This is a genomic window from Actinomadura geliboluensis (assembly GCF_005889745.1).
Classification (GTDB): Bacteria; Actinomycetota; Actinomycetes; order Streptosporangiales; family Streptosporangiaceae; genus Spirillospora; species Spirillospora geliboluensis.
In genome coordinates, this window is record NZ_VCKZ01000024.1 from 1 (window position 1) to 22838 (window position 22838).

General features: G+C 73.2%; 25 protein-coding genes. 9 read left to right on the forward strand and 16 right to left on the reverse strand.

Annotation, left to right across the window (positions count from 1 at the left end):
* The 7 genes from ETD96_RS05855 to ETD96_RS05885 all read right to left on the reverse strand — a co-directional run.
* The coding region (locus ETD96_RS05855; RefSeq protein WP_171068877.1) for a maltotransferase domain-containing protein at positions 1-395 on the reverse strand (395 nt) is incomplete at its 3' end.
* 150 nt (positions 396-545) lie between these two features.
* Complete coding sequence (locus ETD96_RS05860; RefSeq protein ID WP_138635223.1) at positions 546-1289, reverse strand: copper homeostasis protein CutC; 744 nt, start codon at positions 1287-1289, stop codon at positions 546-548.
* The gene (locus ETD96_RS05865) at positions 1286-2227 is read right to left on the reverse strand and encodes an asparaginase (protein WP_138635225.1); all 942 of its coding nucleotides are present in this window, start codon (positions 2225-2227) and stop codon (positions 1286-1288) included. The genes ETD96_RS05860 and ETD96_RS05865 overlap by 4 nt, the downstream gene beginning before the upstream one ends.
* Before the next feature lie 11 nt (positions 2228-2238).
* Positions 2239-3114, reverse strand: coding sequence for an amino acid ABC transporter permease (locus ETD96_RS05870; RefSeq protein ID WP_138635227.1), 876 nt, complete (start codon positions 3112-3114; stop codon positions 2239-2241).
* Positions 3111-3755, reverse strand: coding sequence for an amino acid ABC transporter permease (locus tag ETD96_RS05875; RefSeq protein ID WP_138635229.1), 645 nt, complete (start codon positions 3753-3755; stop codon positions 3111-3113). Before ETD96_RS05875 ends, ETD96_RS05870 begins: the two co-directional genes overlap by 4 nt.
* A gap of 11 nt (positions 3756-3766) precedes the next feature.
* A complete protein-coding gene (locus tag ETD96_RS05880) occupies positions 3767-4702 on the reverse strand; it encodes a glutamate ABC transporter substrate-binding protein (protein WP_205719122.1) in 936 nt (311 codons plus the stop codon).
* Positions 4703-4755: 53 nt separating this feature from the next.
* Positions 4756-5484 carry an amino acid ABC transporter ATP-binding protein gene (locus tag ETD96_RS05885; protein WP_138635233.1) on the reverse strand — a complete coding sequence of 243 codons (729 nt, stop codon included), beginning with the start codon at positions 5482-5484 and terminating at the stop codon, positions 4756-4758.
* A 116-nt stretch (positions 5485-5600) separates the two neighbouring features.
* On the opposite strand from ETD96_RS05885, the gene ETD96_RS05890 reads away from it, so the two are divergent.
* Entirely contained in the window at positions 5601-6758 is a 1158-nt protein-coding gene (locus tag ETD96_RS05890) for an ROK family protein (protein ID WP_205719123.1), read from the forward strand.
* Positions 6759-6790: 32 nt separating this feature from the next.
* Here the strand turns inward: ETD96_RS05890 and ETD96_RS05895 are convergent, their stop codons facing one another.
* Positions 6791-7135: an STAS domain-containing protein gene (locus ETD96_RS05895; RefSeq protein WP_171068878.1), complete on the reverse strand. Its 345-nt coding sequence runs from the start codon at positions 7133-7135 to the stop codon at positions 6791-6793.
* Positions 7136-7566: 431 nt separating this feature from the next.
* Here ETD96_RS05895 and ETD96_RS05900 point away from each other — a divergent pair, with 431 nt between their 5' ends.
* The 4 genes from ETD96_RS05900 (at position 7567) to ligD (ending at position 11421) form a co-directional block, all read left to right on the forward strand.
* The gene (locus tag ETD96_RS05900; protein ID WP_138635237.1) at positions 7567-7842 is read left to right on the forward strand and encodes a sulfurtransferase TusA family protein; all 276 of its coding nucleotides are present in this window, start codon (positions 7567-7569) and stop codon (positions 7840-7842) included.
* A gap of 111 nt (positions 7843-7953) precedes the next feature.
* Positions 7954-9423 carry a flavin-containing monooxygenase gene (locus ETD96_RS05905; protein WP_138635239.1) on the forward strand — a complete coding sequence of 490 codons (1470 nt, stop codon included), beginning with the start codon at positions 7954-7956 and terminating at the stop codon, positions 9421-9423.
* 1 nt (position 9424) lies between these two features.
* Positions 9425-10429 carry a transglutaminase-like domain-containing protein gene (locus ETD96_RS05910; RefSeq protein ID WP_138635241.1) on the forward strand — a complete coding sequence of 335 codons (1005 nt, stop codon included), beginning with the start codon at positions 9425-9427 and terminating at the stop codon, positions 10427-10429.
* A 35-nt stretch (positions 10430-10464) separates the two neighbouring features.
* The gene (gene ligD / locus ETD96_RS05915; RefSeq protein ID WP_138635242.1) at positions 10465-11421 is read left to right on the forward strand and encodes a non-homologous end-joining DNA ligase; all 957 of its coding nucleotides are present in this window, start codon (positions 10465-10467) and stop codon (positions 11419-11421) included.
* Positions 11422-11490: 69 nt separating this feature from the next.
* Here the strand turns inward: ligD and ETD96_RS05920 are convergent, their stop codons facing one another.
* Together ETD96_RS05920 and ETD96_RS05925 are read right to left on the reverse strand one after the other, a co-directional pair.
* Entirely contained in the window at positions 11491-12705 is a 1215-nt protein-coding gene (locus ETD96_RS05920; RefSeq protein WP_138635244.1) for a cytochrome P450 family protein, read from the reverse strand.
* Positions 12706-12920: 215 nt separating this feature from the next.
* Positions 12921-13772: a PaaX family transcriptional regulator gene (locus tag ETD96_RS05925; RefSeq protein WP_138635246.1), complete on the reverse strand. Its 852-nt coding sequence runs from the start codon at positions 13770-13772 to the stop codon at positions 12921-12923.
* A gap of 190 nt (positions 13773-13962) precedes the next feature.
* On the opposite strand from ETD96_RS05925, the gene ETD96_RS05930 reads away from it, so the two are divergent.
* The 4 genes from ETD96_RS05930 to ETD96_RS05945 all read left to right on the forward strand — a co-directional run bounded on the left by ETD96_RS05930 (position 13963) and on the right by ETD96_RS05945 (position 17206).
* A complete protein-coding gene (locus tag ETD96_RS05930; RefSeq protein ID WP_138635248.1) occupies positions 13963-14877 on the forward strand; it encodes an SDR family NAD(P)-dependent oxidoreductase in 915 nt (304 codons plus the stop codon).
* Entirely contained in the window at positions 14874-15770 is an 897-nt protein-coding gene (locus ETD96_RS05935; RefSeq protein ID WP_138635250.1) for an amidohydrolase family protein, read from the forward strand. The genes ETD96_RS05930 and ETD96_RS05935 overlap by 4 nt, the downstream gene beginning before the upstream one ends.
* A complete protein-coding gene (locus ETD96_RS05940) occupies positions 15767-16219 on the forward strand; it encodes a MaoC family dehydratase (protein ID WP_138635252.1) in 453 nt (150 codons plus the stop codon). The genes ETD96_RS05935 and ETD96_RS05940 overlap by 4 nt, the downstream gene beginning before the upstream one ends.
* Positions 16220-16405: 186 nt before the next feature.
* Positions 16406-17206 (forward strand): IclR family transcriptional regulator domain-containing protein, encoded by an 801-nt coding sequence (locus ETD96_RS05945; protein WP_138635254.1) that lies wholly within the window; start codon positions 16406-16408, stop codon positions 17204-17206.
* On the opposite strand, the gene ETD96_RS05950 is transcribed toward ETD96_RS05945, so the two are convergent.
* From ETD96_RS05950 to ETD96_RS05975, 6 genes are all read right to left on the reverse strand, one after another.
* Complete coding sequence (locus tag ETD96_RS05950) at positions 17193-18149, reverse strand: quinone oxidoreductase family protein (RefSeq protein WP_138635256.1); 957 nt, start codon at positions 18147-18149, stop codon at positions 17193-17195. The genes ETD96_RS05945 and ETD96_RS05950 overlap by 14 nt on opposite strands.
* 4 nt (positions 18150-18153) lie before the next feature.
* Positions 18154-18516 carry a hypothetical protein gene (locus tag ETD96_RS05955; RefSeq protein ID WP_138635257.1) on the reverse strand — a complete coding sequence of 121 codons (363 nt, stop codon included), beginning with the start codon at positions 18514-18516 and terminating at the stop codon, positions 18154-18156.
* Positions 18517-18573: 57 nt separating this feature from the next.
* Positions 18574-19779, reverse strand: a complete 1206-nt coding sequence (locus tag ETD96_RS05960; protein WP_138635276.1) for an RNA-guided endonuclease InsQ/TnpB family protein — start codon at positions 19777-19779, stop codon at positions 18574-18576.
* Between the two features lie 116 nt (positions 19780-19895).
* Positions 19896-20759, reverse strand: coding sequence for a DODA-type extradiol aromatic ring-opening family dioxygenase (locus tag ETD96_RS05965; RefSeq protein ID WP_138635258.1), 864 nt, complete (start codon positions 20757-20759; stop codon positions 19896-19898).
* Entirely contained in the window at positions 20752-21570 is an 819-nt protein-coding gene (locus ETD96_RS05970) for a citryl-CoA lyase (protein WP_138635259.1), read from the reverse strand. Before ETD96_RS05970 ends, ETD96_RS05965 begins: the two co-directional genes overlap by 8 nt.
* Positions 21563-22759: a CaiB/BaiF CoA transferase family protein gene (locus tag ETD96_RS05975; protein ID WP_138635260.1), complete on the reverse strand. Its 1197-nt coding sequence runs from the start codon at positions 22757-22759 to the stop codon at positions 21563-21565. Before ETD96_RS05975 ends, ETD96_RS05970 begins: the two co-directional genes overlap by 8 nt.
* Between the last annotated feature and the right edge of the window lie 79 nt (positions 22760-22838).

Sequence of the window (22838 nt, forward strand, 5' to 3'; positions counted from 1 at the left end):
CGGGTGAACAGCGCCGCGCCCTCGGTGAGCATGAGCTCGACGTCCTGGCCGCGGGGCACCTTGATCTGCGCGTCGTGCCACCAGTGCGCGATCGGGTCGCCCCATGCCTCCACCCGGAACGACCACGACCCCAGCTCCGTCGGCGTCACCAGCGCCGACCACCGGTCCAGCCCCGCGCCGACCTCGGCCATCCGCTCACCGGGCAGCTCCTCGCCGTCCGGCGTGCGCAGCACCACCGCCGCGCCCAGCCGCTCGTGCCCCTCCCGGAACACCGTCGCCGACACCTCGACCGTCTCGCCCACCACGGCCTTCGCCGGCCACCGGCCGCACCCCACCACCGGCGACACGTCCAGAATCGGAATGCGCCCGAGTTCGGCCTCCAGCTTCACCTGCATGTGCCCGCTCCCGCTCTCGGCGCCGTCCCTCCGGCGCCGGTCGCAGACATCCATGCCCCGTCCGCAACCTCCGGCCATCCCCGGCGCGACAAGATCATGCAAAGAACTGCCGTGCCGGGGGAGCGGGCCGCGCGCGGCCCGGCCGGGACGTCAGCCGGCGGCGCGGATGACCGAGGCGACGCCGGCGCCGGTGGTGACGAGCCGCCGGTACTCCGGCTGCCGCAGCTCCCCGCCCATGAACGGGTACGGGTTGCGGTGCACGGCCGGGCTCGGCTCCTCGCTGAGCGCGGCGAAGTGGATCTCGCGGGCGCCGGTCGCCGCGACGACCCGCGCGACGTTGCGGTCCGTGACGCCGCCGCCCGGCATCACGATGATGCGGTCGCCGGCGCGCTCGACCAGCTCGGCGATGAGCGGCGCGCCCTCCAGCACGCTCACGTCCTGCCCGGAGGTGAGGACGCGGGCGACGCCCAGGTCGATGAGCTCCTCCAGCGCGCCGAACGGGTCGGCGGCCATGTCGAACGCGCGGTGGAAGGTGACGGGCAGGCCGCCCGCCGCCGCGATGAGCCGCTCCGCCACCGGCCGGTCGATCCTCCCCTCCGGGGTCAGCGCGCCGATCACGATGCCGTCCGCGCCGGCCTCCCGGACGAGGGCCGTGTCGTGCTCCATCGCCGCGACCTCGTGCTCGTCGAAGATGAAGTCGCCGCCGCGCGGGCGGATGATGACGTGCACCTTGATCGACGACACGGCCGCGAGCGCGGCGCGGACCGTGCCCAGGGTCGGGGTGAGCCCTCCCTCGAACAGCGCCGCGCACAGCTCGACGCGGTGCGCGCCCGCCTTCTCGGCGGCGACGGCGCCGGCGACGCTGTCGATGCAGATCTCGTAGGTGAGGCTCACGAACGTCCTTCCTCGGTGGTGCGGATCTCGCCGACCGGGCGCCCGCCGCCGAGGACCGGGACGGCGCCGAGCGGGTCGGCCGGGCTGGTGTCGGCGCCGAGCGCGGCGAGCGCGCGCAGCGCGATGGCGGTGGTGGCGCGGGGGCTGCCGTCGATGACCTTCACCGCGACGGCGCGGCCGTCGGCGGTCGCGGCGATGAACACGCCCTCGGCGCCGCCCTTGGCGACCGTGCCGGGCAGCGCCCGCATGAACTCGGTGTTGGCGTGCCCCGTCCCGCCGACGTACTCGGGGTGGGCGCGCATCGCGTCCGCGACCGGGCGGGAGCCTTCGGACAGCACGAGCGAGCGCGCGGCGCGGGCCAGGCCGGTCAGGGTCAGCCCGAACAGCGGCGCGCCGCAGCCGTCGATCGCGACGGGCGCCGGCTCCTCGCCGGACGCGTCCGCCATGGCCTGCCGCACCATCAGCTGCAGCGGGTGCGACGGGTCGAGGTAGGTGTCGACCGGCCAGCCGTTCGCGGCGCACGCGGCGAGCATGGCGGCGTGCTTGCCGGAGCAGTTCATCCGCACCCGCGACTCGCCCTCGCCGGCCCGGATGAGCGCCGCCTTCGCCGGCTCGTCCTCCGGCCAGGACGGCGGGCACCGCAGGGCGTCCACGCCGAGGCCGGCGTCCGCGAGCATCGCCTCGACCGTCTTGACGTGGAAGTCCTCGCCGGTGTGGCTGCCCGCCGCGATCGCGAGGCGCTCCCCGGCGAGGGGCGCGCCGGCCCGCAGGCAGGCGAGCGCCTGGAACGGCTTCGTGGTGGAGCGCGGCAGGACGGTCTCGTCCGGGACGCCGCGCGCGTGGGCGAGCGAGCCGTCGGAGGCGAGCCCCGCGACGCTGCCGTAGTGGCGGCTCTCCACGAAGCCGTTCCGGACGACCTCGGCCAGCACTTCGTACATGACTTCCTTCGTTACGGTTGCGCCGCCGGGACGGTCTCCCGGACGGGGGCCCGGCCGGCGCGGGACGGGCGGTGGCGCTGCCGCGCCTCCAGCGTCCGCGCGAGCTTGGCCAGCGACGCGTTGATCACCAGGTAGATCAGCGCGATCACCAGGTAGGTCTGGATGAGCAGGTGGTTGTAGTTCGCGAGGACCTTGCCGCTGTAGAGCAGCTCGGCGTAGCTGACGACGTACCCGAGCGAGGTGTCCTTCAGCAGCCCGGCGGACTGGCTGACCAGCGACGGCAGCACCCGCCGCGCCGCCTGCGGCAGCACGATCAGCCGCATCGCCCGGCCGCGGTTCAGGCCGAGCGCGAGACCCGCCTCCAGCTGGCCGCGCTCCACCGACCGGATCCCGGCCCGGAAGATCTCCGCGAACGCGGCGGCGTTGGACACCGACAGCGGCACGACGAGCTTCCAGAACAGCGGCAGGTCGACGCCGTACTTCGGCAGCGCGAACAGCACGACGTAGACCAGCAGCAGCGCCGGGATCGTCCGGACGATCTCGACGTAGGCGGCGGACGGGACGCGCAGCCACCGCGACGGCGAGACCCGGCCGAGCGCGAGCAGGATGCCCGCCGCCATGGCCAGCGCGATGGACACGGCCGCCGCGTACAGGGTGGAGCGCAGTCCCTCGAGGAGGTACCGCCACATGACCCATGTCCCGTACGGGCGCCACCGGTCGGCGGCGAGCTGGCCGTTGTCGGCGAACTGCCGCAGCGCGAGCGCGACCAGGACGGCGCCGCCCAGCAGCGTCAGCGCGGTGGTGATCCGGATGCGGCGGCGGGCGCGCGGCCCCGGCTCGTCGAACAGCAGCCGCGCGGAGTTCCCGGAGTCCGCGGTCTTCTTCATCGCAGGATCGCCAGCTTCCGTTCGAGGCCGCCGGTGACCAGCCCGAAGACCCCCGACAGCGCCATGTAGCCCAGGCCCGCCGTCACGAAGATCCAGATCGGCTGCGCCTCGGCGAGGTTGACCCGGTTCGCGGCCGCGGTCAGCTCCACCACGCCGACCGCCGCCGCGAGCGCGGTGTTCATCAGCGTCATGATCGCGATGTTGCCGAGCGGCTGGACGACCGTCCGCAGCGCCTGCGGGAGGACGACCAGCCGCAGCGACTGCACGAACGTCAGCCCGAGCGCGCGGGCGGCCTCGCCCTGCCCGGCCGGTACCGCGTTGATCCCGGACCGGATCGCCTCGGCCATGTACGCCCCCTGGTAGAGGGCGATGACGACGACCGAGGTGGTGAACAGCCCGGCGATCACCCCGATCTCGGGGAGCCCGAACACGGCGATGACCAGCCAGACCAGCAGCGGGATGTTCTGCAGGAGCTCGACGTAGGCCATCCCCGCGGCGCGGAGCACCCGCACCGGGCTCACCCGCATCGCGGCGACGAGGACGCCGGCGGCGAGCGCGCCGGCGAGCGCCAGCAGCGTCAGCTCGACGGTCAGCAGCAGCCCGTCGCCGAACTCCCCGAGGTGGTCGGTGATGACGTCCATGGGAGGAGGGGTTACTCCGAGCCCGGCGCGGAGCCGATCGCGGGCGGCTGCGGGGCGTCACCCTGGACGACCGTCCCGATCGAGTTCTTCCAGACCTTCGCCCACAGCCCGGACTCCTGGATCTTCTTGAGCCAGTCGTTGACGAACTGCTTCATCTGGGCGTCGCCGTGCTTGAGGCCGATGCCGTACGGGTCCTCGGTGAACGGCTCGCCCTGGATCTGCACGCTCGGGTCCTGCTTCGCGGTGGCGAGCAGTACGGCCTGGTCTTGGACGTAGGCGTCGCCGCGGCCCTGCTTGAGCGCCTGGACGCACTCGGGGTCGCTGCCGAACGTGACGATCTTCGCGTCCGGGGCGGCCTTCTTGATCGCCGGGATCGCCGGGGTGTTGGCGCCCGCGATGACCGTCTTGCCCTTCAGGTCGGCCGGGGTCTTGATGCCCGTCTCGTCCTTCTTGGTGGCGATGACGAGGCCGGAGCTGTAGTACGGCCCGGCGAACGCGACCTGCTTCGCGCGCTCCGGCGTGATGCTGTAGGTCTGGAAGACCACGTCCACGGTGCCGTTGGACAGCAGCGCCTCGCGCGTCTCCGACGCCGAGTTGACGATCTTCACGTTGGGCTTGCCGATGATGTACTTGGCGAGCAGCCGGCCGAAGTCGGCGTCCAGCCCCTCGACCTTCTTGGTCGCCGGGTTCTGCTGGGACAGCAGCGGCGCGTCCAGCGAGCCGCCCACGATCAGCTCCCCGCGCTGCTTGATCTTCTCCATGGTGGAGCCGGCCGGGAGGTCGGCGGCGACCGGGGCGGAGGCGAGCAGGTCGTCGGTCTTGCCGCCGCCGGCGCCGGGCACGGCCGAGTCGGAGTCGCCGCCGGAGCAGGCCGCGAGGCCCGTCAGCGACAGTGCCGCGACCGCGGCCACCGCCGCCCGCCGCAGCACCGCAGGGGTACCTACCATGATCATCAACCTTTCTCGGGTGGCGTGCCATGGGCGGCGCGCCGGGGGTGCCACTAGTGGCTGAGGACCTTGGCCAGGAAGTCCCGGGCCCGGTCGGTGGCGGGGGAGTCGAAGAAGGCGGCCGGGGTGCCGGACTCGACGACCTCGCCGTCCGCCATGAACACGACGCGGTCGGCGACCTTGCGCGCGAACCCCATCTCGTGGGTGACGACGACCATCGTCATGCCGTCGCGGGCGAGGCCCGTCATCACGTCGAGGACCTCGCCGACCATCTCGGGGTCGAGCGCGGAGGTCGGCTCGTCGAACAGCATCGCCTTCGGCCGCATCGCGAGCGCGCGGGCGATCGCGGCGCGCTGCTGCTGGCCGCCGGACAGCTGCGCGGGCAGCTTGTCCGCCTGCTCGCCGATGCCGACCCGGTCGAGCAGCTCGCGGCCGCGCCGCTCGGCCTCGGCGCGCGACAGCCCGCGCACCCGCGTGGGCGCGAGCGTCATGTTCTGCAGGACGGTCTTGTGCTGGAACAGGTTGAACGACTGGAACACCATGCCGACGTCCGCGCGCAGGCGGGCGAGGGCGCGCCCCTCGGCGGGCAGCTCCTCGCCGTCGATGCGGATCACGCCCTCGTCCGGCGTCTCCAGCCGGTTCAGGCACCGGCAGAGCGTGGACTTGCCCGACCCGGACGGGCCGATCACCACGACCACCTCGCCGCGCGCGACGTCGAGATCGACGTCGCGCAGCGCGGTGTGGCCGCCGAAGCGCTTGCTGAGCCCGCGCACCTCGATCATTCGGTCACCTACGATCCAACTTCCTTCGATATCGAAGCCAAGCGCGACGATAGATGTAAAAATCGACGTAAGTCAACACGTTGCTGTACCAAGTTCGCGCATGCTATCTATCTGGGGTGCGTAACAGAGGGGACGACGGACCGGCGGCGCTCGTGCGGCTGGTGGCGACCGGCCGGGCGGAGTCGCGGGCCGAGCTCGCCCGGCTGTCCGGGCTCGCCGCCTCCAGCGTCTCGCTGCGGGTCGAGCAGCTCATCGCGGCCGGCCTGTTCGCCGAGGAGGGCGCCGGGGCCTCGCGCGGGGGCCGGCGGCCCCGCCGCCTCCGGCTGGCCCGGGAGGCGGGCGTCCTCCTCGTCGCCGACCTCGGCGCGCACCACGCCCGGCTCGCCGCCGCCGACCTCGCCGGGACGCCGCTCGCGGTGTCCGACCTGCGCTGCGACATCGCCGCCGGGCCCGAGGCCACGCTGACCCTGGTCGTGCGGAGCCTGCGCGCGCTGGCCCGCGAGCACGGGCTGGCGGACGTCCCGGTCCGCGGCATCGGCATCGGACTGCCCGGCCCCGTCGACCCCGCGACCGGCCAGGTCGTCTCGCCGTCCCGGATGCCCGGCTGGAACGACTTCCCCGTCCGCGACCACGTCGCCGGGCAGACCGGGGTGCCCGTCCTGGTCGAGAACGACGCCAACCTCATGGCGGTCGGCGAGCACCGCCGGTCCTGGCCGTCCCTCGACAACCTCATGGTCATCAAGCTGGGCAGCGGCATCGGCTGCGGCGTCATCGTGGACGGCCGGCTGCACCGGGGCCGCGGCGCCGCGGGCGACATCAGCCACGTGCGGATCCTGTCGGAGGCGACGGTCGACTGCTCCTGCGGTCACCCCGACTGCCTGGAGGCCCACGCCAGCGGCGCGGCGCTCGCCGCAGCCCTCACCGCGCAGGGCATCGCCGTCGAGCACCCGTCGGAGATCGTGGACCTCGTCGCCGACGGCGTCCCGCAGGCGACCAGCGCCGTCCGCACCGCCGGCCGGCTCATCGGCGACGTGCTAACCGCGCTCGTGAACTTCTTCAACCCCGACGCGCTCGTCATCGGCGGCAGCCTGTCGAACGCCGAACCCCTCGTCGCCACCATCCGGGGCGTCATCTACGAGCGCTGCCTGCCGCTCGCCACCCGCAACCTGGAGATCGCCACCTCGCGCGCCGGCCGCGACGCCAGCGTCCTCGGCGCGGGCCGCCTCCTGCTCGGCACCGCCGACACCTGGATCGACCGCGTCCTCGAGCGGTAGCGGCGAGCGCTAGCGGCGGCCGACGGGGGCGGCTAGCGGTGCGCGGCGAGCGCCTCCCGCGCGGTCGCCACGTCCGGCGCGATCGCGACGCGGCGCTGCAGCCCGGCCACGTCCGACACCCGGCGGACGAGCCCGCGCGCCGGCAGCACCACCCACATGGGGACGCCCAGCTCGCTCGCCCGCATCTGCGAGCGGGTGATGACGTTGAGCCCGTTGGAGTCGCAGAACGTGCAGCCGCTGAGATCGATGATGAGGGCGGGCGTCCCGGAGTCGAGGAGCCGCACGGCCTGCTCGAGGATCGCCTCGCCGTTGCTCAGGTCGACCTCGTCCGGGAACGTCAGCGTCCCGCAGGTGTCCGTGATCTCCACACGTGCCACTCCGAGCTCCATGGTCCGCCCCAAATCGGTTTCCTCACCTGGATGACAACGGGGGGTACTTCACTGCGACTGTAAGCCCCGATCCTGGACGGAACCTGAAAGAAAGGTTCAAGTCTAGGACCTCCCTCGCCCATATCGGCGACGAACTCGTTCACTTGAGATTCGTCCTGGTTTGTCGCATCTGAAGGACCCCGGAAGCCCGTCCCCAGCGGGGTTCGGGCGTTCCGCGCGCTCCGGGCGGAGGCGGGTGCGCGGCGGGGCGCATCCGGACGATCGGCGTGCCTCGCGCCAGTCTGGTCGTCCTTCCTGAAGTTTCCCTTACCGGATGCGAACCGGGCGCTGAGAGTTCACGCCCGCCCTCCCACCGGCGGCCCGGTGGGGGCAAACCCCTATATTTCACCCTGCGGCCTGCTAGAACCGGGGGTGTGGGAATGAGCGCGGACCCAGTGGTCATCGACGGCGGCGACCGGTCCTGCGTGCGCCTGCTGCTGGAGCTGCGCGGGCACCTCGCCGGCCTCGCGCCCGGGACGGTCGTGCACCTGATCGCCAGCGACCCGGCCGCTCCCATCGACCTGCCCGCCTGGTGCCATCTGACCGGCCACGGCTACCTGGGCCCCGTCGAGGCCGCCGCGTCCCCGACCTACGCGCTCCAGGTGGCCGCCGACCCTCGTCCGACCTCCCCGGAGTCGCCCTGGCGCCCGCGCTGACCGCGCGTCCGGCCCCCGTTCCGCAGCTTGCCGGACGCCGTCCGGACGTCTATTGGCGATGCGCCAATGAGCGGTTAGGCTGACGGGCGGTGGCGGTGAAGGGACGTTGGCATGAGCGGGCCGTCTGTCGCGATCGTCGGAAGCGGGTTCAGCGGGCTGGGGCTGGCCATCGCGCTGAAACGCGCCGGGTGCACCGAGCTGACCGTGTTCGAGCGGGCGGACGGCCTCGGCGGCGTCTGGCGGGAGAACACCTACCCCGGCGCCGCCTGCGACGCCCCCTCGCACCTGTACTCCTACTCCTTCGAGCCGAAGCACGACTGGTCGCGCCGGTTCGCGCCGCAGCCGGAGATCCTCGACTACCTGCGGGACTGCGCGCGCAAGAACGGCGTCACCGAGCACTTCCGGTTCGGGACGGAGGTCACCGGCGCCGACTTCGACGCCGCGACCGGGCGCTGGACCATCCGGACGGCCGCCGGCGAGGAGTTCGCGGCGGACGTCCTGGTCTCGGCGTGCGGCCAGCTCAGCCGCCCGGCCCTGCCCGACATCCCCGGCCTGGAGACGTTCGCCGGCACCGCGTTCCACTCCGCGCGCTGGGACCACGGCCACGACCTCGCCGGACGGCGGATCGCCGTCATCGGCAACGGGGCGAGCGCCGTCCAGTTCGTCCCGCGGATCGCGCCGGACGCCGCGACGCTCACCGTCTTCCAGCGGGAGCCGCAGTGGGTCGGCTGGAAGTGGGACCGCCGCTACCCCCGCCTCCGCTCCCGGCTCAACCGCCGGCTCCCCGTCCTCCAGCGGCTGTCCAGGCTCGGGGTGTTCCTCTGGTTCGAGGCCCTGCTCAACCCGATGCTGATCTCCCCGCGCGGCCGCCGGGTGCTGTCCGCGCACATCCGGGCGCTGTGCCGCACCACCCGGTGGGCGGTGCGCGACAAGCGGACCCGCCGCGACCTCACGCCCGGCTACGAACTCGGCTGCAAGCGCGTCCTGGTCTCCAGCGACTACTACCGGACGCTCGACCTGCCGCACGTCGACGTCGTCACCAGCCCCATCGTGAAGGTCACGCCCGACGCGGTCGTCACCGCGGACGGCACCGCCCACCAGGTCGACACCATCATCATGGGCACGGGCTTCCGGTCGCACGACTTCGTCGCACCCATGCGCGTCACCGGCCTGGACGGACGCGCCCTGGACGACGCCTGGCAGGACGGCCCGCGCGCCTACCTCGGCCTGACCGTCGCCGGTTTCCCGAACTTCTTCCTGATGTACGGGCCCAACACCAACGTGGGCTCCGGGTCAGTGGTACACATGCTGGAGAGCCAGATCGCCTATATCGTGCAGGCCGTCCGCGCCCTGCGCGACCCGGAGGTGCTCTACATGGACGTCCGCGAGGGCGTGCTCTCCGAGTTCGACGAACGTCTCCAGCGCCGCCTGGACGGGACGGTCTGGAACGCCGGCGGCTGCACCAGCTGGTACCTGCGCGACGGCCGCCGCAACGCCAGCAACTGGCCCGGATCGATGCTCGCCTACCGCCGCCGGACCCGCACCCTCGACCCGTCCGACTACCGGTTCGTGAAGCGCTGACATGGGCCGGGCCACCGCTCACCCGCTGCTGCGCACCCTGGACGGCCTCCTCGTCATCCCGCCCGAGCACCACCGCCCCGACACCGGCCGCGCCGACGCCGCCGCGATGCTCGCCTGTCCCGACGCCACCCTGACCGACCTCGTCCGGCACGGCCTCCCGGCCACCGGCGAACGCGGCCGGGAGCGCTTCGACTCCCGGGACATCTTCAACATCGCCCTCTACTCCGGCTCCGGCCGCACCGGGATCGAGCGGACCGTCGCCTCCGCCCTGCGCTGGACCCGCGCGTCCTGCGAGGACCTCATCGCGCCGCGCGTCTCCCGGTTCGAGCTGCGCGTCGCCTGCGGCTCCCCGGACGGCTGCCGCCCCGGCGCCCGCAACACCCTCGCCCGGCCGCGGACCGGCGCCTACGGCGGGCGGGTCCGCCACGTCCGCGCGCACCCGGCCGGCGCGGCGCGCAACGAGCACGCCGGGACGGCGGCGACCGCCCGCGCGTCCGGCCCCGCGCTCACCCTCTCCGCCGTCCTGCGGACGGTCGGCGACTGCCCGGTGCTGCGCTCGCCCGCGCTCCGCGCGATCCTGCGCGAGTTCATGGGCGCCGAGCTGCGCTGGCTGCGCCTCCCCGAGGCGATGCGCGACGACGAGTCGCTCGTGCCGCGCGGGTTCGCCAGCTGCGGCTCGGCCAGCCGCTACATCGCCCGGCTGTGCCGCGAGGAGGGCATCCCCGCGACGACGCGGATCGGCTGGGTCGTCGGCCTGCCCGACCTGGTGCACGCCTGGGTGGAGGTCGAGGACGAGGACGGCGTCACCAAGGTCATCGACCCGACGTTCGTGCTGCTCGCCGAGGTGATCCCGGGCGCGAACCCGATGCTGCGCGACCCGGGCATCGCCTTCCGCACCAACCGGCTCGTCCCCACCGCGCTCGGCGTCGGCGCCGACATCGCGTCCCACACCTGCGCCGCCGGCCATGTGCCCCGCGTGAGCGCGTCCCTCGTCCCCGTGGCCTGAGCGGGTCTATCGGACGGGCGTGCGATGGTGGTGGGGTGAGCGCCGATGAGGAGCGTGACGGGGTCCGGCTGACGAACCTCGACCAGCCCCTGTTCGACGGGGCCGACGCGACCAAGCGCGACCTGGTCGACTACCTGGACGCCGTCGCCGGGCGCCTCGTGCCGCAGCTGGCCGGGCGTCCGCTGTCGGTGATCCGCGTGCTGCGCGGCCAGAAGCCGTTCATGCAGAAGAACGTGCCGAAGTACACCCCGTCCTGGGTGCGGACCGTGACGGTGTGGGCGGAGACGTCGCGGCGCGAGGTGTCGTACGCGCTGTGCGACGACCGCCGCACCCTGCTGTGGTTCGCCAACCAGCGCGCCGTCGAGTACCACCCGCCGCTGTTCCGCGCGGACGCGCCGCACCGCCCCACCCACCTCGTGATCGACATCGACCCGCCGGGCGCCGACGCGTTCGGCGCGGCGGTGCGGGCCGCGCATCTGGTCCGGCGGGCGCTGGACGACTGCGGGCTGGCGGGCGCGGTGAAGACCAGCGGCGCGAAGGGCGTGCACGTGTTCGTCCCGCTGGACGGCACGGCCGAGGTCGAGGACGTCGCCGCCGCCACCCGCGCGCTCGGCGCCCGCGCCGAGCGGCTCGACCCGGAGCTCGCGACGACCGCGTTCATCCGCGAGGACCGCGGCGGCAAGGTGTTCCTCGACTCGACCCGAGCGGGAGGCGCGACCGTCGCCGCCGCCTACAGCCCGCGCATCCGCCCCGGTGCGCCCGTCTCGTTCCCCGTCGCGTGGGACGACCTCGACGGCGTCGCCCCGGCCGACTTCACGATCCGGAACGCGCTCGGCGTCCTCGGCGACCGCGACCCGTGGTCGGAGCTCATGCCGGTGCCGCAGCCCCTGCCCGCCGACCTGGTCGAGGAGGGGCACACGATCCCGATCGCGCGGGTCCAGGCGATGCACGAGGGCAAGCGCCGGGCCAGGGCGCGCCGCGACGCCGGCTGACGCGTCCGCGGGCCGTCCCGCGCTTTTCCCCGGTCTCGCGAGCAGGCCGGGGAAAAGCGCGGCGAAAGCTCAGGAATTCAGCCTGACCGGCAGCGACCGGTGCCCGTTGGAGATGAACGACTCGACCGGCCGCAGCTCGCCCGGATCGACGGCGAGCTCCATATCCGGGAAGCGGGCGAAAAGCGCCGGAAGGGCGATCTCGGCCTCCATCCGCGCGAGAGGCGAGCCCACGCAGAAGTGCACGCCGTGGCCGAAGGAGATGTGCTCCTTGACGGCCCGGGTGATGTCGAAGGCGTCGGCGCTGTCGCCGTGCAGGGAAAGGTCGCGCCCGGCCGCCGCGTAGGCGGCGAGGATCGCCTCGCCCTTGCCGATCGTGACGCCGTCGACGTCGATGTCCTCGACGGCGTAGCGCAGCGGCAGGTTCGCCACGGGCGGCTGCCAGCGCAGCGCCTCCTCGATCACCTCCGTCCACGGCACCGACCCGGCCCGGACGAGCGCGCGCTGCTCCGGATGCGTCAGCAGCGCGGTGATCGCCTGGTCGAGCAGGTTCACCGTGGTCTCGTGCCCGGCGGAGATCATCAGGATCAGCGTGTCGACCAGCTCCTCCTCGCTGAGCCGCGACCCGTCCTCGTCGCGGGAGGAGATCAGCACGCCGGCCAGGTCGTCGGCGGGCTCGCGGCGCCGGAACGCGACGAAGTCCTGCAGGATGCCGTACATCTCGGTCTGGTTGGCGATGGCCTCCTCCGCCGTCAGCGCGGTGTTGAAGATGCCGTCCACGCACCGGCGCAGGCTCGGCCGCGTCTCCTCCGGGACGCCGAACAGCCGGCAGATCACCTCGATCGGCAGCGGGTAGGCGAACGCCTCGCGCAGGTCGGCGCGCCCGCCGGGGGCGGCGGCGAGCCCGTCCAGCAGGCCGGCGGTGATCCGCTCGACGTCGGGCCGGAGCGCCTCGGTGCGGCGGGGCGTGAACGCCCGGGAGATGATGGCGCGCAGCCGGCGGTGGTCCTCGCCGTAGGCGGTGAACATGTTGCGCACCGAGACCCACAGGCGCAGCGGCCAGTCTTCGGCGATCTCGCCGTCGATGTACTTCGTCCAGTGCAGATTCGGGTCCTTCGACACCCGCGGATCGGCGAGCAGGCGTTTCAGCTGCTCCTGGCCGGTGACCGCCCACGCGACGACGCCGCCGGGCAGTTCCACGAGCGTCACCGGGCCGCGCGCCCGCAGTTTCGCGGCCTCTCCCTGGACGTCGCCGCCGGACGGATCGATGACGAGCGGATTCTCCATTGCTGCCCTCTCCACGGACGCGTCGGAGCGCACCCGCGGGCGGCTCCCGAATGACCGACGCAGCCAACGTACGGGGCGCCGCGCCGGGCCGCCAGATCACCGTGCGGACTCGTCCGGCGGCCGCATTTTCGGCCATTCCTTAAATGGCCGCGCGGAAATCCTCAGCCCGGATTCGGCGTGGCACGGCAAGCGGTACGTGCCGCCGCCCGGCCGGTTCAGCGGCGGCCGGCGTCGGCGGCGAGCAGGGTGCGGAGCTGGTCGGCGGCGTCGGGTTCGAGGGCGGCGAACCGCTCCCGGTACAGGGCGGTGGACGCGGGCGCGGGCCAGTCGGCGGGCAGGTGCTCGGCGGGCAGGCCCGGGTCGGTGCGCAGCAGCTGCAGCCAGTCGGCGCCGAGCAGGGTGAGCCGGCTGAGCGGGCTGCCGCGCCGCTCCCGGTCCGGCGTCCAGGTCGCGATGAACGACTCGTGCTCGGCGCGGATCGCCGGGACGTCCCAGGCGCGGCGCAGCAGCCGCGGCACGTCGGTGCCCTCCACCGGGACGGAGTAGAACGCGTCGGCCAGCTCCGCCAGCCCGGCGAACGCGGGGCCGGCGAAGATCGCGTCGATGTCGACCCGGCCGGGCGCGATCCACAGCCCGTCGCGCAGCCCGCCGAAGCCGGCCCAGATCAGCCGGGCGCGGATCTGGTGGCGCAGGTCGCGGCGGCTCTCCGGCATGGAGTAGCTGAGCAGCGTCCACTCGCCGCCGGGGTGGGCGAACGGCTCCGCCGAGCGGACCCGGGGGGTGGCCTCGCGGAGCAGCTCCTCGGCCCACGGGGTGAGCGAGAACCGCGCGGTGCGGCCCTCCCGGACGCGGGCGAGCTGCCCCTTGCGGGTCATCCGCGCGAGCGTGGCGCGGCCGGCCGCCTCCGCGACGCCGAGGTCCTCCAGCAGGTGCAGGAAGACCCGGGAGCTGATCGGCGGGAGGCCGCGGTCGAGGACGAGCGAGCCGAGGAAGCTGAACAGCAGCTGCTGCGGGGCGCGCCGGCGCGGCCGTGCGCTCGCGGACGCGTCGTCCTGCTCGCCGGTCATGCCCCGTCCCTCCGTCGTCGCCGTTCGCCGCCATCGGTGGACGCCGCCATCGGTGGGACGGCGCCGTCGCTGGACATCCCACCATGCCGCCCCCGGTCTCCGGCCGCGTCCTACTTTATTCGATCAAATCTTGACGAGCGACAGCAATGAATCTAGCTTCTAGGGCACAACGCGGATCGGAAGGGTGGCAATGGAGCTGAACGGGAAGGTGGCGGTGGTCACCGGAGCCGGCCGGGGCCTCGGCCTCGCCTACGCCGGCGAACTCGCCCGCGCCGGCGCGGCCGTCGTCGTCAACGACGCGGACGCCGGCGCCGCCGGGGCGGCCGCGGCGCGGATCGCCGCCGCGGGCGGGCGGGCCGTCGCGCACCCCGCCGCGGTCGGCCCCGCCGAGGCCGCCGACGCGCTGGTCGCGCGGGCCGTGGCGGAGTTCGGCCGGCTCGACGTGATGGTGACCAACGCCGGCGTCCTGCGCGACCGGGTGCTGTGGAAGATGACCGACGACGACTTCGACACCGTCGTCCGGGTGCATCTGAAGGGCACGTTCACCTGCGCCCGCGCGGCGGCGGTCCGGTTCCGCGAGCAGGGGGAGGGCGGCCGGCTCATCCTGGTCGGCTCGCCGGCCGGGCAGCGCGGCAACTTCGGCCAGACGAACTACTCCGCGGCCAAGGCCGGGATCGTCGGGTTCGCCCGGACCTGGGCGATGGAGCTGGCCCGCGCGAACGTCACCGTCAACGCGGTCGTGCCCGTCGCGGCCACCGCGATGACCGAGACGATCCCCGCGCTCGCGCCTTACGTGGCGGCGATGCGGGAGGGCCGCGCCATGCCGCCGTTCGCGCGCCGCGCGCTGGCCTTCGGCACCCCCGAGGACGCCGCCGGGCTGGTCGCCTTCCTCGCCTCGGACGCCGCGTCCGGCATCACCGGGCAGGCCATCGGGATCGGCGGCGACCGGCTCTCGCTCTGGACGCACCCGACCCAGGCCGTCGCCGCCTACCGGGACGGCGGCTGGGCCGCGGCCGACATCGCCGGGGTCTGGCCGGCGGTCTTCGCCGAGCATGAGCAGAGCGTGGGGGAGAACCTCCCCGCGGCGCCGGAGGGCGCCGCGTGAGCGGCCTCGACCTGGCCGCGCTGGAGGCGATCGACGTCCACGTCCACGTCGAGGCCGACGGGCACGGCCACCTGTCGCTGCCGGAGGAGTTCATGGAGGCGTCGGCGAAGTACTTCGGCGCCGACCAGAACCGCACGCCCACGATCGACGAGATCGCCGCCTACTACCGCGAGCGGCGGACGGCGGCCGTCGTGTTCACCGTCGACATGGAGAACGCCACCGGGCACCCCGCCATCTCCAGCGAGGAGATCGCCGACCGCGCCGCCGAACACCCCGACGTGCTCATCCCGTTCGCGAGCATCGACCCGGCCAAGGGGCGCGCCGGCGCCCGGACGTTCCGCCGGCTGATCGAGGAGCGCGGCGTCCGCGGCATCAAGTTCCACCCGTCGCTGCAGGGCTTCGCACCCGACGACCGCAGCGCGTACCCGCTGCTGGAGGTCGCCGCCGAGCACGGCGTCCCGGCCCTGTTCCACACCGGGCAGACCGGGATCGGCGCCGGGATGCCGGGCGGCGGAGGCATCCGGCTCGGCCTGTCCAACCCGATGCTGCTGGACGGCGTCGCCGTCGACCTCCCCGAACTGACGATCATCATGGCGCACCCCTCGTTCCCCTGGCAGGACGAGGCGCTCGCCGTCGCCACGCACAAGCCGAACGTCTACATCGACCTGTCCGGCTGGTCGCCGAAGTACTTCCCGCCGCAGCTCGTCCGGTACGCCAACGGGCTGCTGCAGGACAAGGTCCTGTTCGGTTCCGACTACCCGGTCATCACCCCGGACCGGTGGCGGCGCGACTTCGCGGAGCTGGAGATCAAGCCGCACGTCCGCCCCAAGATCCTGAAGGACAACGCCGTGCGGGCCCTGGGCCTGGCTCCGGCGGGCGAGGAGGAGGCATGAGCACGACCGTCGCGTACGCGGACCTGAAGAGCCTGGCGGGCGGCTCGCTCGGCACCAGCCGCTGGCTGGAGGTGGACCAGTCCCGCATCGACACCTTCGCCGACGCCACCGACGACCACCAGTGGATCCACGTCGACCCCGAGCGCGCCAAGGACGGCCCGTTCGGCGGCCCGGTCGCGCACGGCTACCTGACGCTGTCGCTGGTCATCCCGCTGTGGACGGAGCTGCTCGACGTCACCGGCGTCACCACGAAGATCAACTACGGGCTGAACAAGGTGCGCTTCCCGGCCCCCGTCCCGGCAGGCTCCCGCATCCGCCTCTCCGGAACCCTCGGGGACGTGGCGGACGTCGCCGGCGGCGTCCAGGTCACCGCCGACCTCGTCGTGGAGATCGAGAACGCCGACAAGCCCGCCTGCGTCCTCCAGGGCATCTTCCGCTTCATCCCCTAGCCTCATCCCCTAGCCCCATCCCGCCGGGCCGGGCTGTCCGCTCTGCGTCCGCTCCCGCCGCCCGGCCGCACCCTCCACCGCCCGGGTCCGCGGCACGCCCCGACAGGGGCGGGTCGCGGACCTCCGGTCACATGTCCGTATGATGGACAGCCGAGTGATCTGAGACGGCCGGCGAGGGGATGATCGATGCCACGGGAAGGCACCGGACCGGATTTCATCGAGGCGCTGGCCCGGGGCCTGGACGTCATCACCGCGTTCGAGGCGCGGCGGCCGGTGATGACCCTCGCGCAGGTCGCCGAGGCCGCCGGGCTCGCCCGGCCGACCGCCCGCCGCGTGCTGCTCACGCTGCAGGAGCTCGGCTACGTCCGGGCGGGCGAGGGCGGCTACGCGCTCACCCCGCGCGTGCTCGACCTCGGCGTCGCCTACGTCCGGTCCATGGGCCTGTGGGACGTGGCGCACCCGCACATGGAGCGGCTCGTCGCCCGGACGAACGAGTCGTGCTCGATCGCGCAGCTCGACGGGTCCGACATCGTCTACGTCGCGCGCGTCGCCGTCCCGAAGATCGTCGCGCTGGCGGTGCAGATCGGCACCCGGTTCCCCGCGCTGCAGACCTCGCTCGGCAAGGTGCAGCTCGCCGCGCTCGACCCCGCCGAGGTCGACCGGATCCTCGCCGAGCCGACCCGCTCCGGGCTGGAGCCGCGCGTCCACCTCACCAAAGCCGAGCGGGACGCGGAGCTGCGCGAGGTGCGGGCGCGCGGCTGGGCGCTGACCGACGAGCAGCTCGCCCGCGGCATCCGCTCGGTCGCGGCGCCGCTGCGGGACGGCTCGGGCAAGGTCATCGCGGGCATCAACGTCAACACCCATGCCGCCGAGACGCCCGTCGAGCAACTGCTGGAGGAGCACCTGCCGCTGCTGCTGCACACGGCGGGGGAGATCAGCGCCGACTTCGCCCGGCTGGAGACCGTCCCCCAGGTCACCGCGGGGTGAGGACGATCCGCCCCGCCGCCGTCCCGTCGCCCTGGCGCCGCCACGCGTCCGCCGCGTCCTCCAGGGGCGCGGTCTCGTGGGCCACGGCCAGGCTCCCGGACGCGGACCGCTCCGCGACGAACGCGATCGACGCCGCCCGCTGCTCCGCCGACAGCTCGTTGTTGGTGTAGCCGAGCAGCCGCAGCGACCTCCCGCGCAGGGTGGCGGAGTCGATCGGGCACGTCTCGCCCGCCGAGCCTCCGAGGTTGACGAGCCGCCCGCCGGGGCGCAGCGTCCGCGCCGCTGCCGCCGCCGGCGCGCCGAACAGCGGATCGAGGACCAGGTCCACCGGTCCGTCGGCGGCGTCCGCGAACCGCCGGGCCAGCTCGGCGACGTCGGCGGTGTCGAGGGCGACGACCGCGTCCGCGCCGGCCGCCGCCGCCCGCGCCCGGGCGTCCGGCGACCGGGCGCCGGCGACGACCCGCCGCGCACCCGCCGCCCGCGCGAGCTGCACGGCGGCCTGGCCGACGACCCCGCCCGCGCCGAGCACGATGACCTGCTCGCCGGCGGCGAGCTCGCCGCGCCAGGTCAGCGCCATGTGCGCGGCGACGGCCGACAGCCCGAGCGCCGCCAGCCGCACGGGGTCGGCGCCGTCCGGCAGCTCGACGAGCGACGCCGCCGGGACGGCCGCGACCTCGGCCATGCTGCCGTCGCCCGGCGCCATCCCGGCCGGGGACGGGAACCAGACCGTCCGGCCCCCGGACGTCCCGACGCCCTGGACGCCCGGCACGTACGGTGTCGCGGGCGTCCCGAAGTAGGACGTCCCGCTCGCGCACAGCAGGTCGAGCGGCGTGATGGGCGCGGCGAGGACGTCCACCAGGACCTCGCCGTCCCCCGGCACGGGAGGCGTCCGGTCCGCCACGACGGGCGGGCGGCCGGGCTCCCTGATCTCCGCGGCGCGCATCGGCTCAGGTCGCGATGTCGGGGTAGGGGAGCGCGAAGTGCCCGAGCCGCCGCGCGTACTCCAGCTGGAAGCCGAGCGGCTCGGCGTGGTCGCGCTCGAACATCGCGATGAACAGCGTCAGCGTCAGGAACGGGTGCGCGCCCAGCTCGAACAGCTTCGGGTAGTCGTGCCCGGCGAGGGCCGCCCGCTCGTCGTCCTCGAACCGCAGCCAGGTGGACGACTCGCCGCCGTGGCAGTTGATGATGCGGTTGGCCTGCTCCTCCTCCCACCAGGCCACGGTCGCCTCCGGCTCCTCCCGGTAGCGCTCGACGAGGATGGGGTCGCGGTCGACGGTGTAGAGGAACTTGTTCAGCAGGTACTTGCTCACGCGTCCGCTCCGTTCGGATACCAGTTGACTTCGTCGCCTCCCCGCGGGGAGGGACTCCTACGGCTCGCGCTGTAGGGGTTTCTGCTTCGCGGCCGACCGCGGAAGGGAGGACCCCTGCCGTCTGACATCAGCTCCACAGACATCGCCGGAGGCGCCGCCTCCGGCTGCGACTCGACCAGCCGCAAGAATGTTCTTGGCCGCGTTGTGGTCCCGGTCATGCCGGGTGCGGCAGCCCGGACACGTCCAGCGCCGGGTCGACAGGCTCAACTCATCCAGCAGGTGGCCGCAGGCCGAGCAGGTCTTGGACGAGGGGTACCACCGGTCGATCACGACCAGGGTGCGCCCGGCACGCTCGGCTTTGTACTTCAACTGGCGGCGGAACTCTCCCCACCCGCAGTCGGAGATGGCACGGGCAAGGCTGCGGTTGCGCACCATGTTGGCGACCGCGAGGTCCTCGATCACGATCACGTCCACCCGGCGGATGAGGTCGGTGCTGGTGCGGTGTAGGAAGTCTCGCCGGGCGTTCCGGACTTTGCGGCGGGCGTGGGCGACCTTCTCCTTGGCCTTGCGGCGGTTGACCGACCCGGGCTGCTTCCGGGCCATCCGCCGCTGGTACCGAGCCAGGTTCGCGGCCTTGCGCTCCAGATGCCGGGGGTTGGCGACACGGTCCCCGTCGCTGGTGACGGCGAAGTCCTTTACGCCCAGGTCGATGCCGATGGCGTGCCCGGCGGCGGGCAGGGCTTCGGGGGTGTCGATGTCGGCAGCGAAGGTCACGTACCAGCGGCCGTCCGGATCACGCGAGATCACCACCATGGTGGGGGTGAGGGTGGCCGGGTCCACATCGTCGAACGACCACACGAACTCAAGCGGCGCAGTGCTCTTGGCCATCCACAACTCGGCGTTCTTCATCCGAAACGCCGAGCGGGTGTAATGCGCGGACTGGCGGGAGTGCCGCGACTTGAATCGCGGGTGGCGAGCGCGTCCGGCGTAGAAGTTGGCGAACGCGGCGTGCTGGTGCCGCAGTGCCTGCTGCAGAGGGACCGACGACACCTCGCTTAGGAACGCCAGCTCTTCGGTCTTCTTCCACATGGTCAGCGCGGCGTCGGTCTCCTTGTAGGAGGTGCGCTTGCCGTCGGTGCGGTAGGCGCGCCGGCGTTCGGCAAGTGTCTTGTTCCAGACCAGGCGGACGCAGCCGAACGTGCGGCCGAACATGGCCGCCTGCTCAGGGTCGGGGTAGGCCCGGCACTTGTACGCCGTCCGCATGACCGGCACTTTACAAAAAAGCAAGATGCGTGTGGTGGATGCCGGAGTGGCATGTCGCTCGACTTCGTTCTCCGACTGTTTCGGCTGCACCAGGCGGCTCATGATGGAATGGGGGTTCATTTCGGGCCTGCTTCTGGATACCAGGTGAAGTACGCCTCCATCGTGTGGAACAGGTCGTAGGTGTCGACGTAGTCGGCCTTCCGGCCCTCGCCCGCGACGCCCATCATCAGCATGAAGTCCATGAACCCGTGGGTGGCGTTGCCGGGGGCGTGCAGGCTGTCGAGGGTGACCTCCGCCAGGCAGCCCTCGATGTCGCCGGAGGAGATCCATTCGACGGCCTTCGCGTCGAACTCCGGGTCCGGGCCGTGCGGGCCGAACTGGCGCGGCCCGCCCAGTTCCAGGGACAGGTGCCCGGTGCCGATCACCGCGACGCGCCGATCCCCGGGCCACGACTCGACCAGCTCCCGGATCGTCCGGCCGAGCTGGACGAACCGCTTCGGCCGCGGCAGCGGCGGCGCGAAGATGTTGGTGTAGACGGGGACGATCGGCAGGTCGTTCTGCGGGCGCAGCGTGATGATCGGGCACGTGATCGAGTGGTCGATGCGCAGCTCGTTGGAGAACGCGAGGTCGAAGCCCGCGTCGATGCCCTCGCGCAGCAGGTGGGCCGACAGGTCCTCCTGGCCCTTCAGCAGCATGCGCGGCAGCCCGAACTCGCGTTCCTCGTTGTACCAGTTCGCGTCGTAGAACGGCGCCTTGCCGATGAGGAACTGCGGCATGTTGTCCAGCCACAGCTGGTGGAAGTGGTCGGAGCCGACCATCACCAGGACGTCCGGGCGGGCCTTGGTGAGCGTCGCGCGGAACGCCTCGACCTTGCGGACCCACTCGTCCGCGAAGTCGGGGCGGTCCTCGCCGGTCGCGGTGCTCGCGCGGTGGTAGAAGGGGTGGTGGGTCGAAGCGATCACAGCGACCAGTTCAGCCATGACGGTCCTCGGGGGTGTAGGGGTCGGGGGCGACGGACCGGTTGTTGAGGTCCACCGACAGGAAGATCTCGTTGCCGACGGGGCGGCGCAGCTCCTCGGCGAGCTGCCCGATCAGGCCGGCGGTGCGGGCGAGCAGCGCGAACCCGCGCAGCAGCTCCAGCGGCAGGCCGAGGTCGGCGAGCGCGGCGCCGCACACGCCGGCCCCGTTCAGCGGCAGCGTCCTGCCGAGCACCTCGGGGTGGACGCGGCCGATCGCGGCGAACAGCGACAGGTGCGGGCCGAACAGGCCCTCCTCGGTGGCGATCTGCATCAGCCGGGGAGTGCGCGGATCGCCGTCCTTGTGCACGTGGTGGCCGAGGCCGGGGACGAACCGCTTCGCCTTCCGCTCCACCTGGAGGGTCCGCAGCGCGAGCGCGTCCCACCCGGCGTCGTCGGACGGGAGACCGCCCACCACCGAGGCCAGGACGCTGTGGAGGAAACGGCCGGTGTCCTCGGTGACGCCGAGGAAGCGGGACCCGCCGCCCAGCAGCCCGGCGGCGAGCGCGCCCTGCACCGAGTCGGGCGCCGACAGGTACGTCAGCCGGGTGACGATCGCGGTCGGGGTGAAGCCGTGGTCGGCGAGCGCGGCGAGGACCGCCTCGAAGACCCGCGTCTCGCCGGACGTGGGCCGCCGCTGCGCCGCCAGCCAGAACGCCAGCTCGCCGAACCCGACCTCGCCCATCACGTCCCGCGCGAGGTCGTGGCCGAGCAGCGTGATCGTCTCCCGGCTGGAGGCGCCCAGCGCCGTCGGGTACCCGGGTGCGTCAGCCACGGTCGTCGTCCCCCTCGGATCCGTTCGCGCCCTGCGGCTCAGACAGCCATTGACGCAGTTCGGCGCCGTGTTCGTCCAGGTCCGGCGGCGGGAGCCGGTAGGTCGCGGGCGTCCGGGAGAAGCGGATCGGGTGCCGGGTCGTCGGCACCGCGTGGTCGCCCTCGCCGACCACCACGACCGGGGCCAGCTCGAACCGCTCGGCCATCGCGAAGCCGCCGTCGATGGTGTTGATCGGCCCGCTCGGCACGCCCGCGTCCACCAGCAGCTCGAACCACTCGACCGCGCCGCGCCGCTTCAGCCGCTCCACCAGGATCGGGCGCAGTTCGGCGCGGTTGGCGGTCCGGTCGGCGTTGGTCGCGAAGCGCGGGTCGTCGGGGACCTCCGGGATGCCGAGCACGACGCAGAGCCGGCGGAACTGGCCGTCGTTCGCCGCCGTGACGATCAGGTCGTTGTCGGCGGTCGGCAGCGGCTCGTAGGGGAACACGCTCGGGTGCGCGTTGCCCATCCGGTACGGGACGGTGCCGCCGGCGACGTAGGCGGAGCTGTGGTTGACGAGCCCGGTCAGCGCCGACGACAGCAGGTTCACCTCGACGAGCTGGCCCTCGCCGGTCGCGTCCCGGTGCCGCAGCGCCGCGAGGATGCCGATCGCCGCGTGGTTGCCCGCCATCACGTCGAACACCGAGATGCCCGCCCGGTACGGCGGGCCGTCCGGGTCGCCGGTGAGGCTCATCAGCCCGGAGATCGCCTGCACCATCAGGTCGTAGCCGGGGACCTTCCGCCCGGCGCCCGACCCGAACCCGGTGATCGAGCCGTAGACGATGCCGGGGTTGGCGGCGCGGACCGCGGCGTAGTCGAGGCCGAAGCGGGCGAGGTCGCCGGGCTTGAAGTTCTCGATCAGGACGTCGGCGCGGCGGGCCAGCTCGCGGGCCGCGGCGGCGTCCTCCGGGGCGCGGAGGTCGAGCGCGATCGAGCGCTTGCCGCGGTTGACGCCGAGGTAGTAGGTCGCCGCGTCGCCGCGCGCGGGCGGCGTCCAGGTGCGGGTGTCGTCGCCGCCCGGCCCCTCGACCTTGATCACGTCCGCGCCGAGGTCGGCCAGCAGCATGGTGGCGTAGGGCCCCGCCAGGATCCGGGAGAAGTCCGCCACCAGCACCCCCGAGAGCGGCCCGCCGCGCGCGGTGTCGTCAGTCATCCGGCTCCCTTGCTCTCTCGCGTTCACGCCGTGCTCGTCCGTTCAACGGACAGTCGTCCGCCTCTTTGATTCTGGCATG

Coding starts and splice junctions, on each gene's coding strand:
- ETD96_RS05865 (WP_138635225.1), bottom strand. CDS start 2,227: ATGTACGAAGTGCTGGCCGAGGTCGTCCGGAACGGCTTCGTGGAGAGC.
- ETD96_RS05870 (WP_138635227.1), bottom strand. CDS start 3,114: ATGAAGAAGACCGCGGACTCCGGGAACTCCGCGCGGCTGCTGTTCGAC.
- ETD96_RS05875 (WP_138635229.1), bottom strand. CDS start 3,755: ATGGACGTCATCACCGACCACCTCGGGGAGTTCGGCGACGGGCTGCTG.
- ETD96_RS05880 (WP_205719122.1), bottom strand. CDS start 4,702: ATGGTAGGTACCCCTGCGGTGCTGCGGCGGGCGGCGGTGGCCGCGGTC.
- ETD96_RS05885 (WP_138635233.1), bottom strand. CDS start 5,484: ATGATCGAGGTGCGCGGGCTCAGCAAGCGCTTCGGCGGCCACACCGCG.
- ETD96_RS05900 (WP_138635237.1), top strand. CDS start 7,567: ATGAGCGCGGACCCAGTGGTCATCGACGGCGGCGACCGGTCCTGCGTG.
- ETD96_RS05905 (WP_138635239.1), top strand. CDS start 7,954: ATGAGCGGGCCGTCTGTCGCGATCGTCGGAAGCGGGTTCAGCGGGCTG.
- ETD96_RS05910 (WP_138635241.1), top strand. CDS start 9,425: ATGGGCCGGGCCACCGCTCACCCGCTGCTGCGCACCCTGGACGGCCTC.
- ETD96_RS05920 (WP_138635244.1), bottom strand. CDS start 12,705: ATGGAGAATCCGCTCGTCATCGATCCGTCCGGCGGCGACGTCCAGGGA.
- ETD96_RS05925 (WP_138635246.1), bottom strand. CDS start 13,772: ATGACCGGCGAGCAGGACGACGCGTCCGCGAGCGCACGGCCGCGCCGG.
- ETD96_RS05930 (WP_138635248.1), top strand. CDS start 13,963: ATGGAGCTGAACGGGAAGGTGGCGGTGGTCACCGGAGCCGGCCGGGGC.
- ETD96_RS05940 (WP_138635252.1), top strand. CDS start 15,767: ATGAGCACGACCGTCGCGTACGCGGACCTGAAGAGCCTGGCGGGCGGC.
- ETD96_RS05945 (WP_138635254.1), top strand. CDS start 16,406: ATGCCACGGGAAGGCACCGGACCGGATTTCATCGAGGCGCTGGCCCGG.
- ETD96_RS05950 (WP_138635256.1), bottom strand. CDS start 18,149: ATGCGCGCCGCGGAGATCAGGGAGCCCGGCCGCCCGCCCGTCGTGGCG.
- ETD96_RS05960 (WP_138635276.1), bottom strand. CDS start 19,779: ATGCGGACGGCGTACAAGTGCCGGGCCTACCCCGACCCTGAGCAGGCG.
- ETD96_RS05965 (WP_138635258.1), bottom strand. CDS start 20,759: ATGGCTGAACTGGTCGCTGTGATCGCTTCGACCCACCACCCCTTCTAC.
- ETD96_RS05975 (WP_138635260.1), bottom strand. CDS start 22,759: ATGACTGACGACACCGCGCGCGGCGGGCCGCTCTCGGGGGTGCTGGTG.